Annotated in this window: 10 protein-coding genes; 1 reads left to right on the plus strand and 9 read right to left on the minus strand. The window is 32.8% G+C overall.

All coding sequences use genetic code 11. The annotated features are described in order from the left end of the window. Positions 1–3: 3 nt before the first annotated feature. From K1X16_RS11660 to asnB, 3 genes are all read right to left on the minus strand, one after another. Positions 4–1542, minus strand: coding sequence for a lipopolysaccharide biosynthesis protein (locus tag K1X16_RS11660; protein ID WP_225036347.1), 1539 nt, complete (start codon positions 1540–1542; stop codon positions 4–6). Positions 1543–1544: 2 nt separating this feature from the next. After that, positions 1545–2483 carry a glycosyltransferase gene (locus K1X16_RS11665; protein WP_225036348.1) on the minus strand — a complete coding sequence of 313 codons (939 nt, stop codon included), beginning with the start codon at positions 2481–2483 and terminating at the stop codon, positions 1545–1547. Between the two features lie 377 nt (positions 2484–2860). Continuing rightward, positions 2861–4663 (minus strand): asparagine synthase (glutamine-hydrolyzing), encoded by a 1803-nt coding sequence (asnB, locus tag K1X16_RS11670; protein WP_225036349.1) that lies wholly within the window; start codon positions 4661–4663, stop codon positions 2861–2863. 329 nt (positions 4664–4992) lie between these two features. On the opposite strand from asnB, the gene K1X16_RS11675 reads away from it, so the two are divergent. Then, positions 4993–10569, plus strand: coding sequence for an Ig-like domain-containing protein (locus K1X16_RS11675; protein ID WP_225036350.1), 5577 nt, complete (start codon positions 4993–4995; stop codon positions 10567–10569). 77 nt (positions 10570–10646) lie between these two features. On the opposite strand, the gene K1X16_RS11680 is transcribed toward K1X16_RS11675, so the two are convergent. The 6 genes from K1X16_RS11680 to K1X16_RS11705 form a co-directional block, all read right to left on the minus strand. Then, positions 10647–12026 carry a nucleotide sugar dehydrogenase gene (locus K1X16_RS11680; protein WP_195870827.1) on the minus strand — a complete coding sequence of 460 codons (1380 nt, stop codon included), beginning with the start codon at positions 12024–12026 and terminating at the stop codon, positions 10647–10649. Positions 12027–12185: 159 nt separating this feature from the next. After that, on the minus strand, positions 12186–13205 hold the full coding sequence (locus K1X16_RS11685) for an NAD-dependent epimerase (protein WP_225036351.1): 1020 nt from the start codon (positions 13203–13205) through the stop codon (positions 12186–12188). 86 nt (positions 13206–13291) lie between these two features. Further along, positions 13292–13669: a hypothetical protein gene (locus K1X16_RS11690; RefSeq protein ID WP_195870825.1), complete on the minus strand. Its 378-nt coding sequence runs from the start codon at positions 13667–13669 to the stop codon at positions 13292–13294. 48 nt (positions 13670–13717) lie between these two features. Further along, on the minus strand, positions 13718–14911 hold the full coding sequence (locus K1X16_RS11695; protein ID WP_195870824.1) for an alanine dehydrogenase: 1194 nt from the start codon (positions 14909–14911) through the stop codon (positions 13718–13720). 109 nt (positions 14912–15020) lie between these two features. After that, entirely contained in the window at positions 15021–15554 is a 534-nt protein-coding gene (locus K1X16_RS11700) for a hypothetical protein (protein WP_195870823.1), read from the minus strand. Then, the gene (locus K1X16_RS11705) at positions 15517–15663 is read right to left on the minus strand and encodes a hypothetical protein (protein ID WP_195870822.1); all 147 of its coding nucleotides are present in this window, start codon (positions 15661–15663) and stop codon (positions 15517–15519) included. Before K1X16_RS11705 ends, K1X16_RS11700 begins: the two co-directional genes overlap by 38 nt. Between the last annotated feature and the right edge of the window lie 93 nt (positions 15664–15756).

Below are 15756 nucleotides of genomic sequence, written 5' to 3' on the forward strand. Positions count from 1 at the left end.
AGTTTACTTAATTTTTTTAATTATAAGTTTATAAAAACGTGCAATTAAATTTTTAAAGCCTAAGCTGAGTATTGCTAATATTGAAAAATAGATTAAAAAAAACAACACGCCATACTTTAGTAATTGTCCAAATAGAGCAAAAATACTTGCGTTAGGGCTCATGATGAAATTTATTGAAATAAAATAATAAATTACATAAGCTAATGCTAAATATAATAAATGTAATCCAAAACCTTTCCAGTATATACTGTGATTTATTTTAAAGCCATATTTAAAAACATAATATGGTCTCCACAACATGACAATAATAAATTGACTAATCATAGTTCCTAAAAAAACACCTAATACACCGTACTTTAGAACAAATATTATAGAAAACGATAAATTAATTATACTTTGTATTACTGGCGACCAAATATCATCATAAAGGCCATAAGCTTGCTTAAAACTATCTATGGGCTGTCTTACTTGTAGCATAAAAAATATAATAATAAGTACTATAAGTATGGTTTTAGAAAGCAAATAATCTTCACCAAGCCATAGTGTGATTAAATCATCAAAACCTATATAAAGTAAAACAGTTGAGCAACCTGCAATAAAAAAGCGAAGTGCCATAAACTCCCAAAAAACTTTTAGCATACTTTTTAAGTCATTTTCGGCAACAAGATTACCAACACTAGCATTAGTTCCATCAAATAATTTACTGACGAGAAGATTAATATTATTCATAATCATTTGATAGTTTCCCACAAAAGCAACCATTGCAGGGTTGACCATAGAAAAAATAATGATATTATCTGTACTATTACTCACAAACGTACCTAATTTATGAAAACTGATTTGTTTTATTTTTTTTAACAATCCCTTTTGTTTATCACGGATAACCTTTGTAACCTTAAAATTAAGTATTAACCATGGATAGGTTTGTCTCACTTTTTTTCTTAAAATGAAAACATAAATAAAAGGTGTTAGTAACTCTAACAAAATCCAGAGTAAAACATCTTCAAAATAAATAAGTACAATACATTGTAAAAACAATCGTAATATAAAGACGGATTGGCCTATCGTAACATTTATATAACTTTTTTGATCGGCTTTAAAAAGAAACGTATAATACGCAAAAAAGTAACTTAATAGATTGCTAATGAGTAATGCTATAAAAAGAAATATGATAGTTGTGAGGTTTATACTTTTATTATCAAAGAAATAAGGGAAAAACAACATGAGAAGTAACGAAGCACCAAAAACGAAGACCCCGATGCGTTTATAAAGAAAACCTAAATATCCAACAATTTCATTTATAGCATTCCTGTTTTTATCATATATAGGTTTGTATAAGGTAAAACCAACTGCAGTTCCAATGCCGAGTTCAGAAAGGTTCAAGAATTGTAGAATACTCTTTAGTGTGTCAACTGTGCCAATAAAATCATCCCCTAATTTCTCAAGAAAGATATCTCTTGAGAAAAATTGAATAATGATATATAGTAATTGGAATACTAAAGCTATCCACGCGTTTTTAAGTGTCAAAGCAACTCTAGACATAATTACTTTGAAGTTATTGCTTTATAACCAGAGGAAATATACTCCATGACTTTATGCGGTAAAACTACAGCCATAAGAGCTCTTAAATTGTAATTTTTAAAGTTTATTGCGCTCCTTATTGAATTTCTCAACTTTTTTCTAAACTCTTTGTTTGGATCTATACAGACATTCCTAGAAAGCAAAAAGTAATGATCCGTGTAATAATGAGTTATATAATTATTAACAACTTTTTTTAATATAGGTTGTTTTGGCGTATTGGTTATGATGTACTCGGTTGCTTTAATACCAATTGTAATTTTCTCTAAAGAATAGTTACTTCTAATAATACTTTCATTTTCGGTATTGTAATTATAAAATTTACTATTTAAATAACCTAATTGATTAATTCTATTTAGAACATCAACGGTGTAGAACACGTCTTGATGAATAATTTTGGGTATAAAACGTAAATCTTTAACCAAGGATGTTTTATATAGACGACGCCAAACTGAAAATGCAGTTCCTTGAATAACTCTCTTAAATGCATTAGTTTGGTTTTGAATTTCAAAGCTATCATCAGAATTAGAGCTGTTATTTATACTCCTAGGTTTAATCTCTACTACATCTAAATTAAACTCTAATAGCTTCTCTAACATTTTCTCGAGCATTGATTGATTTATAGAATCATCACTATCTACAAAAGAAATAAATTCACCTGACGCAATATCTAATCCAGCATTTCTAGCGCAACTTGAACCCTCATTTTTTTTATGTATTACAATAACTCTATCATCCTTTTTGGCAAACTCATCACATATTTTTCCTGAACTGTCAGGAGAGCCATCATTAACAAGAATAATCTCTAAGTTACTATAAGTCTGTTTAACAATACTATTAACACAATGATGCAAATAGTTTTCAACTTTATAAACAGGTACTATAACGCTTATTTTATTTTCCATAAAATCAAAGAATAATTGGCATTACATTTATTAACTGAATCAGAACTTAACAAGGTAAATTTGTCATTTAAAAAATGCTATTCTGATTTGAATTTAATGAGGGAATTTGATACGCGAACTTAGAGATTTTTTAAATTAAAACTAAATTCTATAATTCTTTTTAAGAAATTAATATTTTCTAGTTTAAATTTAGATGTCATTGAATGGGCTATAATTTAATTTTATCCAAATTTGAAAGAAATAATTTAAATATTATAAATTTTCATATCAATGACCCATTTTCAACGATAAACTCCAAATACAATTTAGAATGGGTTAAAAATATCGATAAAAATATATATTGTATATAATTAAATCACTAAATTAAACTCATGCCTTTAGAACTTAAATTCGTCATACCACTTACTTAAAACAAATAACTTCCAAATATACACTCTATGATCCGCTTTACCACTCATATGTTCATTATACAAACGTTTAAATTTAGTAATATTTAGATTTGGTACTCGGTTTAAAAACTCATCATTTAGTGTTTGGTCAAACTCGACTCTTAACTCATTACGCATCCAATCTCCTATAGGTACTGCAAAACCTCTTTTTGGCTGGTTAAAAACGTCTTCGGGTATATATTCTTTTAATATATCCCTTAATATTTTTTTCTGTCTACCACTTTCATACCTATATTTCATTGGAAGTGTTCTTGCGTACTCAATAACTCTATAATCTAGAAAAGGACTACGTACTTCAACAGAATAAGCCATACTAGCTCTGTCAACCTTTACATTACTATTATTCTCTAACCATAATTTTATATTTAAATCAGCCGCTTTTTGTAAAAAAATATTGGACCATTTTTGATACCCTTGATAATGCTTCATCCAGTCTTGTCTCTTTTCTTTTAATAAGAAGCCTTTACGAGAATAAATATTCTCAATAAAATCGTTTCTAGTTTTTGTATTTAAAGCATTTCTCACTCGGTGTGAGTTTATACCAAAAATCTTCAGAAAAGTAGGGTTCGCCAAAAACTTTCTAATTGGATAAGGAATGTCAATAATATGTTTATTCTTAATTAATGAGTCAAAATATGGATAACCGATAAAACTTTCATCACCACCATCGCCAGATAGAGCAACAGTGACATATTGTTTTGTTATTTTATTTAATAATAATGACGGTAAGGCAGAACTATCAGCAAAAGGTTCATCATACACTTCCGTAAGTTTTGGAATTAACTCCAAAATATCACTAGGTCTGCAAATTGTAGTTGTGTGATTAGTTTCTATAATATCAGCATATTGCTCTGCTATTTTGCTTTCATCGTATTTTGGGTCTTCAAAACCAATTGAGAACGTATTGACCTTAGTAGGAGACACTTTGGAAGCAATACTAGAAACCAATGAAGAGTCAATTCCACCTGACAGAAATGAACCAATCGGGACATCAGATTGTAGTCTGATTTTCACAGCATCTTTTAATAATTCATGAAGTTCAGTTTTAGCATCTTCATAAGTAATGACTTTTGTTTTTACATTTTTTAAGTTCCAATATTCATTAATAGTGAGATTGTTTGTGTTAAAGTCTATCTCCATATAATGCCCAGAAGGAAGTTTGAAAACATGTTCTGCAATGGTATAAGGACTGGGTATATAATCCGTATCTAAGAACATTGATATCGCATCATCATTTATAGACTTACCTTTTAAGAGTGGTCTAATTTGACTACAAAGTTCTAGCTGGCCTTTGTGCCAATAATAATAAAAAGGTTTTACACCAATTCGGTCTCTTGCGGAAAACAGTTTGTTTGTTTTGGTGTTGTAAATACTAAACGCAAACATACCATTAATCTTATCCAGAATAGCTTTGCCCCAATGATTATAGCCTTTTAAAAGAACTTCAGTATCACTCTCAGTTTTAAAGGTATAACCTAAATCCTTAAGTTCACCTCTAATGGTTTTGTAATTATATATTTCGCCATTAAAAACTAAAATAAGATTTTCAAATGACATGGGTTGATGAGATCTAGTATCTAAATCTAAAATAGATAAACGAAGATGACCAAAAGTAAGCTCATTTACTTTTTCTATACCAGTATAATCAGGTCCTCTAAAAGAAATTGATTTTAATTTCTCTTCTACTAAACCATTATCAAAAGGTATGTTGGTTAGGTATATACCACACATTATTTAAATGTTTTTGTAAAAAAACACATTTTTAATCAAATATCATCAGGTTTTATAAAAAACCATTTAAAATTAAAAATTATAAAAATTGATAATCAAAAAACGTGTACAATTTCTTCATTCTGTTAAAACTTGTTTTTTAAACGTCTAATTTTTGCTTTTAGTCGTAATTAAATTGACAAACTAAAATTATAATGTAATTAATCTTACAAAAAAATGCGTTATATCGAATTTAAAGGCTTTTTGTCTTTTGTTCGTTGTGTTTTTTTATAGATTGCTATCTGTTCGAAAATTTAAACAGATTAGTCCCCTAATTAAGCCCCAAATAAATGAAGAATCTTCTATTTGCCCTATTAACAAGTGTATCCCTATATTCCTACACTCAACAATGTAAGATTTATACCTCTACAAGTAAAGATTTTGTAGCCCTAAATGATGACATAGGAACAACCTATGAAATTCGGAGGGCGTTTGAAGCTGATGGAGCCTTTAATACAGATTTAGAGGTTTATTATACTGTAAGTGGTTCAGCTGCTGATTACGTAAATTTGGAATCAGGTAGTGCGATAATACCAAGTGGTAAATCTTATGTAGAAATTCCGATAATATTAGATAGTGCTAATTTCTTAGACAACAGTTTATTGATAATCACAATAACTCCAAATGTTAATTATACTATTTCTAACGATATTGGGATTGATAAAGGAATTATTTCCATTCCTGTTCTTGATGAGGTACCGTTAAAAGCTTTTCCTACAGCCTATGGTCCTGGCGCGTATTCAAAAGGTGGTAGGGGTGGTAATGTTTATCATGTTACTAAATTAAATGATGATGGTTCCGAAGGAACTTATAGATGGGCGTTAGAGCAACCTAGGCCAGCTACTATTGTGTTTGACGTATCGGGTATAATAGTCTTAGAGCAGTCACTTATCGAACCATACAATGATTTGACAATTGCCGGACAAACTGCTCCAGCTGGAGGAATTACTTTAACTACGGATGGAGGAATAGGTCAAAATAATGCTGTTTATTCTATAGATATACGAGGTGAGTCAGATGATTTTATAATGAGGTATTTTAAAGTAAGACCCCAATTAGGAGGGGATGGAATGGGAATTTATAGTAATTTTGGTACAGGTCGTAATATAATAATAGATCACTGTTCTTTTTCTTGGGCGAATAATGCTTCTTTTAGTGTAAGGGGGAATTTAACTGAAAATATTACATTGCAAAGAAATATTTTTGCGGAGTCAAAAGTTGGTAATTTATTTGGAGACAGTCAACAACATGAATACAGTGGAAATTTAGCGGCATATAATAATTTATGGTATAATACGTCTCATAGAGTGCCTAACTCGGGAGCTAATGGTAGAGTTGATAATATTAATAATTTTATTCATAACTGGAGGTTTAGAATGTCTTTTATAAATGGAGATAATAGATATAATCATATTAATAACTATTATTCGGCTGGTAGCATTACTTCCATAGGTCCAAATTATTGGGGTAATGCTAGGCCAATAAATCAATTAAATAGTGGAAATAGTCCAGATGCATACGAAAATACACCTTATGACTATGAAGTCTATACTAGTGGTAATATTGTAAGTAAAGGTATTCATGGTATAACTGATGATAATAAATTGCTTTGGGGAGAATTTGATCTAGGCAACCAAAGAGACTTGGCTCCAGATTATGTTTTTACTGATTCTCAACATTCATTGTTAGGGGCTTCATTACCTATAAAGACAGCTGATGAAATTAATACGGAAGTAAGAACTAACCCAAATTTAGGTGCAAATGCTTCACTCAATGGAGACGGTAGTGTGATTAGAGATTGGGATTTTATCGATGATGAATATTTAGCAGTCTTAGCTCAAGGTGAAGAAGCTTATGAAGATTACACGACTTCATCTACAGCAGAAAATAGAAGTCATTATTATACACCACGTTTTAATAATTTTGTTGCCAGTATAAGTACAACACCAATCAACACAAGACCAGACAATTTCTACAACCCAGAAAAAAGCGAACATATCCCAGAAGAATTCTATGATTTATTTATGCCAGAAGGAGCTTCACACAACGACATAGCGCCAAGCGGCTACACTTGGTTGGAAGAATACCTAAACCAAGTAGATGCTGATGATACTGTTGCCGCAATTGGCGTAGAAAGCGTAGCAGTAACTCCAAACCCTGCAGAATTACAAATAACAAACACACTTCAGCTAACAGCAACATTTACACCGTCAAATGCAACAAATCAAAACGGAACATGGACCTCTAGTGATGAAGATATTGCCACAGTAGATGCTAATGGTCTTGTAACACCTGTCTCTATAGGTGAGGTCACTATATCTTTTACAACAGAAGATGGTGGCTTTACAGATACCTCCGAAATAACGGTTTTTCCTGAGGCGCTCAATCCGAGCGCAGGTGATGACCAACAGATTTGCGAAGGGGAAAGCATCACACTAACAGCTAGTGGTGGGACAAGTTATGTTTGGAGTACAGGTGAAACTAACGAGAGTATCGAAGTTACACCAGAAGAAACAACGTCTTATACAGTTACAGTCTCTGATGATTTTGAGCAGTCAGAAGAGGTTAGTGTTACAGTTATTGTAAATCCTATTCCAATTGCAAATGCCGGAGAAGATCAATCTATTTGTGAAGGTGATACAGCAACATTAACAGCTACAGGTGGAAACTCTTACTTATGGAGCACAGGTGAAACTACTGCTTCTATAGAGGTGAGTCCTACAGAAGAAACGAGCTATAGTGTTGAAGTGAGTAATTCTAATTGTTCAAGTGTTGACGACATTATAGTTTTTGTAAATACAGCTCCGCAACTTGTAATTTCTGAAGATACTGTAATTGTTGAAGGCGCATCTGCAACGCTTAATGTTAGTGGTAGTGATACGTATGAATGGAGTACTGGAGAAACATCCGAATCTATTACAGTAAATCCAATTGTTACAACAAATTATACGGTGAGCTCAATTGGACCAAATGGTTGTTCAAGCAACGCGGAAGTTACAGTTACAGTAATTCCAGAAGTTGTAGCTAATGCAGGTGAAGATGTCACCATTTGTAGTGGTGAGTCTGTTACGTTAACTGCTTTAGGTGGGTCTAATTACACATGGAATACAGGTGATTTAGAATCAGAATTAACTGTAAATCCAACTGAAACTACAACATATACTGTTACCGTTGAAGATGATTATGGTTATACAGATACAGACGAAGTTACTGTTTTTGTAAATGAAATACCCACTATTACAATTAATAATGAGGTTTTCATTATGGTAGGAAACACTGCTACACTTACAGCTTCAGGCGGAAATACATATTTTTGGAATACTGGTGAGACAACTTCTGAAATAAGTGTAAGTCCAGAAGTAACAACTACATATACCGTAACTGGGGTTTCTGAAAATGGATGTCAAAATACTGCTGAAGTTATTGTTAATGTTATCGAAGAATTAAATGCTAATGCAGGAGAAGATACATCAATTTGTTTAGGAGAAAGTATTACTTTAAGTGCCTCAGGTGGAATAACGTACACATGGAACACTGGAGATACAGGTGCATCACCAACATTTACACCTACAGAAAGCACAACATATACGGTTACTGTTACTGATGATTTTGGAAATACAGATACAGATGAAGTTACAATTACAGTTAACCCTGTCCCAATTGCAAACGCAGGAGAGGATGTGACAACGTGTGAGGGTGAATCGGTTACTTTAACTGCAGAAGGAGGTGATTCATATTTATGGAGTACAGGTGCTACAACACAATCTATTTCTGTAAATCCTGAAGAAGACACAACATATAGTGTTGAGGTATTTACGAATTCATGTTCAGATATCGATGAGGTTACTGTTTTTGTATCACCTAAACCAGATTTAACGGTTAGCGAAGAAATTGTTATTGTAGTAGGTAGTGCCACTACGATTGAAGTTTCAGGTGCCGATACTTATTTATGGAGTAATGGTGAAACTTCAAGCTCAATAGAAGTTAGTCCTAGTGAAACAACTACTTATTCGGTGACTGGTTTTTTAGCAAGTGGTTGTCAAATTACTGAAGAAATTACAGTTACTGTATTGCCAGAGGTAAATGCAAATGCTGGTAACGATGTGTCTATATGTATTGGTGAAACTGTAATTTTAAATGCTACTGGTGGACAAAATTATGAATGGAGCACAGGAGAAGCAAGTGCATCAATTAGTGATAATCCAACTGAAACAACAACATATACCGTAACAGTATTTGATGATTTTGGAAATTCGGATTCTGACAGTGTAACTGTTACAGTTGATCAATTGCCTAGTTTAACTATAACTGACGATATTACAATTCTTGAAGGCGAAAGCACAAATCTCTCTGTAAGTGGAGCTGAAAGCTACCAATGGAGTACAGGTGAAACGTCAAGTACCATAACTGTTTCACCATTAGAAACAACAACATATAATGTTGCTGGTTTCTCAGTTAATGGATGCGAGGCAATAGAAGAAGTGACTGTAAATGTTGTTGCTGAAGTTGATGCAAATGCGGGTAATGACGTGTCTATCTGTATTGGTGAAACTGTGACACTAAACGCCTCTGGTGGTTCTAATTATGAATGGAGTACAGGTGAAACTACAGCGTCGATAACTGTTAATCCTTCGGAAACTACAACATACACTGTTACAGTATATGATGATTTTGGAAATTCGGATTCCGATAGTGTAACTGTTACTGTAAATGCCTTACCAAGTATCTCTGTTAGTGAGGATATCACTATAGTTGAAGGTGAAAGCACAAGTTTATCAGTAAATGGAGCAGAAACGTACTTATGGAGTACTGGAGATACTTCAAGTTCTATTACTGTAAGTCCGACACAAACTACTACTTATAATGTCATAGGAATAACAAACTCATGTAGTAGTGAACTCGTAGAAGTAACTGTTACTGTAGAAGCGCTATTTCAGGCAAGAGCAGGAAATGACGAGCGTGTGTGTGATAATGAAAGCTATGAAGTTATTTTAACTGCAAATCAAGGTGATAGTTATTTATGGAGTACAGGAGAAACTACACAAAGTATTTCCGTTAGTCCATTGTCTACAACAACTTATTCGGTTACGGTCTCTCTAGGAGAGCAATCAGATTCAGATGAGGTAATGGTTTATGTGGATCCTAGTCCAGAAGTTGTGATTGCAAATGGTGATAGTGTTGAAATCTTGAATGGTGACTTTGTTACGTTATCTGCTTCTGGTGCAAATAGATACGAATGGAGTAATGGTGCAACACAACCTAACGTTGCTGTAAGTCCGTCTTCAACTACGACGTATGAAGTGAAAGGATTTATTGGGGAATGTTATGATGATAAGCAAGTCACTGTAAATGTTTTACAACCAGTTGTAGCAGATGCTGGTGAAGATGTTATGATCTGTGTAAATGATGTAACAACCTTAACTGCCAGTGGTGGAGATGACTATGTTTGGAGTACTGGTGAAACTACAGAAACAATTGAGGTGTCTCCTACTGAGACAACGGAATATACCGTTACCGCCTTCAATGCCTTAGATTTTGATGAAGCAACAGTTAGAGTAGAGGTAGACCTAAACTGTGCTATAGATTCAAATGGTCCAATAGAGGATGACACAGAGTTGTCGTTTGATATTTATCCTAATCCAGCTTCAGATTTAGTAAATGTAAAAATAACTGGGGCATTAAATGTTTCAGATATAAACATCTATGATGTGACTGGAAAGTTAGTTAAGCACTCTAAAATTACTAATGAAAACTTAAGTTATACGACAACGACTCAAATAAGTGTAAATTCATTTCAATCAGGTGTATATTTCGTTAAACTCATTGATAAAGATAAAGTGATTACGAAAAAATTAATTATAGATTAAAGTGAATTTATATAAAATGAAAAAGCACTAATCTCATAAAAGGTTAGTGCTTTTTTCATAAATCATTTTAAATGAGATTATTTCCCTATTGAAGAATACTCAAATCCAATACTTTCCATTTCAGTTTTATCTAATATGTTTCTACCATCAAAAATGAATGCTGGCTTTTTCATGTTGTCATATATTTTTTGCCAATCGTAGGTCTTAAACTCATCCCATTCGGTCATAATAGCAATCGCATGAGCATCTTTTGATGTTTCGTAGGGATCATTATATGATTTTACTAAGGTGTTATTTTCTTCCGCAGTTCTTGTGTTAAGGTAGTTAAGGTCTGCTTGTACTTTTTTACTAGTTACTTTAGGGTCGTAAACAGCTATATTTGCTTGTTCGTTCAACAAGTGATCAGCAACATAAATAGCGGCTGATTCTCTAGTATCGTTTGTGTCTTTTTTGAAAGCCCAACCTAACATTGCTATCTTTTTACCAGAAACAGTATTGTATAATGTGCTTATTAAATTATCAGAAAAGCGTCGTTTTTGATGATCGTTTAATAAAATGACTTGTTCCCAATAATCGGCAACCGCGTTTAGACCATAACTTCTAGCAATATAAACAAGATTTAAGATGTCTTTCTGAAAACAAGAACCTCCAAATCCTATTGATGCGTTTAAAAATTTTGGTCCAATTCTAGAATCCATACCAATAGCTTTCGCTACTTCATTAACATTTGCTTCCGTATGCTCACATAACTCCGAAATAGCATTAATTGAAGATATACGTTGCGCCAAAAATGCATTAGCTGTGAGCTTAGATAGTTCTGAAGACCAAACGTTGGTTCTTAATATTCTGTCTTGAGGTACCCAACTTCCATATATATTCGCTAAACTTTCAATCGCGTCTTCAGATTCTCCTCCAATTAATACACGATCAGGATTTAACAAATCTTGGATTGCAGTTCCTTCTGCTAAAAACTCTGGATTGGATAGTATACTGAAGTTGACACCATTTCCTGTATTGTGTAAAATACTCTTTATTGCTTGGGCTGTTCGTACAGGTAAGGTAGATTTTTCAACAACTATTTTGTCGGTTTTTGCTACTTCAGCTATATTCCTAGCACATAATTCTACATACTTTAAATCTGCAGCCATACCTTTACCTTTGCCATAGGTTTTAGTTGGAGTATTTACTGAGATAAAAATCATTTCAGCTGCTGCAATAGCCTCATCAATTGCTGTAGAGAAAAATAGGTTTTTTCCTCTTGTTTCTTCTACAATTTCGGCTAAACCTGGTTCATAAATTGGTAGTTTGGATACATCTTTATCATTCCAGGCGGCAATACGCTCTTCATTAATGTCAACAATTGTAACTTCAATGTTTGGATTCTTTTTTGCTATTACAGCCATCGTTGGTCCACCAACATAACCAGCTCCAATACAGCAAATTTTTGTAATTTTCATATTTTATTATTTGTAATGATTTGAGTCAAATTTTCTAATATGTGTGTGAAATTGACGTTTTTAATTTAATTCAGTAAATATTTTATATAAACGACACCTTTTCAACGATAAGAATCCTATTCATACTTTCAAAAAGGTGTTTTTTTTTAATTTAAGCTATTAATTGTAATAGTCTTTAAACCAATCTACGAAAGATTTTACACCAACTTTTATTGATGTATTTGGTTTGTAATCGTAATCTTTAATCAATTCATCTACATCTGCCCACGTGCGCTCTACATCGCCTGGTTGCATTTCCATCATGTCTTTTGTGGCATTTTTACCTAAGTTAAGCTCTATTTCTTTTATAAAATCTAATAACTTCACTGAGTTATTGTTTCCAATATTATAAATTTTGTAAAAGTCCTTAGTCTCTACTCGTTTTGCGGATGATTTTTCTATAATTCTAACGACACCTTCTACAATATCATCAATATAGGTAAAGTCACGTTCCATATTCCCATGATTAAACACTTTAATAGGTCTATCATTTACTATGGCATCTGTAAATAAAAACATGGCCATATCTGGTCTTCCCCAAGGACCATAAACGGTAAAGAATCTTAAGCCAGTGGTTGGCACTTTGAATAAATGACTATAGGTGTGTGCCATAAGTTCATTGCTCTTTTTAGTGGCAGCATATAAACTAATTGGGTTGTCTACATTGTCATCAGTTGAAAACGGAATTTTTTTATTCATTCCATAAACACTAGAACTACTAGCATATACGAGATGTTTAATGGCGTTATTTCTACAACATTCTAGAATGTTTAAAAATCCAACCACATTAGAATCTACATAGGTTTCAGGGTTTTCAATACTATAGCGGACTCCAGCTTGTGCAGCAAGATTACATACGATATCAAATTTTTCATTTTTAAATAGCTTTGGCAATTCCTCTCGATCTTCAAGATTCATTCTTATAAACTTGAAATCGCCAGATTTACTTTTACAAATCGTGTTAAACTCACTGGCTTCCGTTTTGTCTATTCCTAATTCATAAAGTCTATCATATTTTAAGTTAATATCATAATAGTCATTTATATTGTCTAGTCCAACGACTTGATGACCTTTAGATATTAGAACTTTTGAAGTGTAAAATCCTATAAAACCTGCTGCTCCAGTGACTAATATTTTCATATGATAGGTGTTTTAATTAAATGGTGCTTCAAATATTAATATTTAGATTGTAACCTCTAAATAAATCATGAAACAATTTCAGCTTATTAGTTGTTTGTATAATTAATATCGAGGATTGTCGCTAACTCATCACAGTTTTTGACTTTTAATTCTAAATTTCGTTCCTTATAGCTATTCTCAATGCGATAAATTTTACAAGAATCTATTTTCGTTTTACTCTCAGAAAAATCTACATCTCCATATTTGACGAGGTTTTTAACCACGGTAGAATCTAATGATTGCTCTGTTATAAAAATGGCAGCATTATCAGAATATTGAAACGGTTTAGAACTAATATTTTTAACTGTTCTGGCATTTGGCCCATAATCACATGAAGCATCTTTACCGTTTAAAAAAAACATAAGAAGTATTAATCCAAGGGCAAAACCACCTAAATAATAGGCAAAACGATGTATAAATTTCATAGAAGAGAAAACTTTCTGATAGACGGTAATTGGTTAATTATAAGCAGATTAAAAAATTAATAAGTTGGCGTCACTATATTCTAACCCAAACCATTCTGCAACGGATTTGTTAGTTAAAATGCCGTGGTAAAAATACAAACCATTTTTTAAACCGCGATCAAAACGAAGCGCATTTTCTAAGCCACCATATTCACCGATTTCTAATAAGTATGGTGTAAAAATATTGCTAATAGATACGGATGCCGTTCTAGAATATCGTGCAGGAATATTAGGAACACAATAATGTACAACCCCATTGTATTCAAAAGTTGGTCGGTCGTGTGTGGTAACTTCGCTTGTTTCAAAGCAGCCTCCCATATCTATACTAACATCAATAATAACAGAACCTGTTTTCATGTTAGAAACCATACTTTCTGTTACAATTACTGGAGCACGATTAGTTCCTCTTACAGCACCAATGGCAACATCGCACCGTTTTAAAGCTTTTATAAGATTTTTGGGTTGCATGGTTGAGGTGTAAATAGTACGTCCCAAATTATTTTGAAGTCGTCGTAGTTTGGTAATTGAACTATCGAACACTTTTACATTTGCGCCTAAGCCAATTGCAGAACGCGCGGCAAATTCACCAACAGTACCTGCACCTAATATAATTACTTCAGTTGGCGGAACACCATTGATATTACCCATCATTAAGCCATTACCACCATTTACATTAGAAAGCAGCTCTGAAGCAATTAATATAGAAGCAGTACCTGCAATTTCACTTAAAGAGCTTACAGCTGGATATTGACCATCATCATCTTTAATATATTCGAAAGCTAAGGCTGTAATTCGCTTTTTTGCTAATGCTTCAAAATAAGATTTATCTTGAGTTTTTATTTGAAGTGCAGAGATTAAGATGGTCTGCGGATTAATAAGCTTTATTTCATCTAATGAAGGTGGTTCAACTTTTAGAATAATAGGGCAGGAGTACACTTTTGAAGTGTCTTTGGTAACTTCCGCACCAGCTTCACTATAATTTTTGTCTTTAAAATTTGCACCTTCACCAGCACCGGACTCAAATAGTACGCGATGTCCATTAGCTGTTAATGCTGAAACGGCGTCTGGAGTTAAACAAACACGGCGTTCTTGAAAATGCGCTTCTTTAGGAATGCCAATGAAAAGCTCCCCTTTTTGTTTAAGAATTTCTAAGGTTTCTTCTTGTGGTAATAACTGGGCTTTGGTAAATGGTGATATACTCATTAAGTCGAATGCTTTAGTATTGTCTTTGCAATATAACGAAATACGCAAAACAAAGGGCAGTAATAAAACAACTTAAATTACGAATATTTTTTGAAAATGAATTCTAACTCTAAAAATACTGTTTAATTTTTCCCCAAACACCTTTTGGTTTAATCATAAATTCTTCTTCGAGTTCTTCTAAGGTTTTGTTTGCATTGTTAATCTTGTTAAACATTTTAGCTCTGATAAGATATATTGAAGGAACTACAATTACTAAAACAGGAAGTAACACTACAAATGTGCCTTCATCAATATTTCCAGCTTCACCATTCCAGCTTATAACCGCTTGAAATGCAAACATGACAATAGGTACTAATATGGCATGATACCACCAATGGCGGCACGTAAAAAACCAAATAATCATTAATATAAGGGGAATAATTTTACTCGTATAAACCCACATAGCATATTGAGCATCTTCCCAAACTCCACTCTTATAGGTAAACAAGAAAGTGTCCCAAACTGCATCAGTCGGAACACTTTCATGTAAAGAATATAAAAGAGGAGTAGAGGCTATAATTGTAGCAATAAATGTTCCTACAACGACACTTCTACTTAGTTTACTACTATCCCCATTTGATAAGCTTTCTTTTCTTCTTTTCAATTTCTGTTGTTGTCTGTCCATCTAAGTCAATTAGATTAGTTGCTTGTACAGTAAATAAAACTCCACCGAAGATTGCGATTGCAAGGACTAAATTTTTTTTTGTTTTCATAATTTAAAGGGATTTAATTAATTAATTACTTCAAATGTAGGGGCATAGCTAAACCCTTACAAATCAGAAACTGTTAAAATCCAAAAAATATGA

The sequence above is a fragment of the Winogradskyella sp. SM1960 genome (assembly GCF_020179375.1).
Taxonomy (GTDB): domain Bacteria; phylum Bacteroidota; class Bacteroidia; order Flavobacteriales; family Flavobacteriaceae; genus Winogradskyella; species Winogradskyella marina.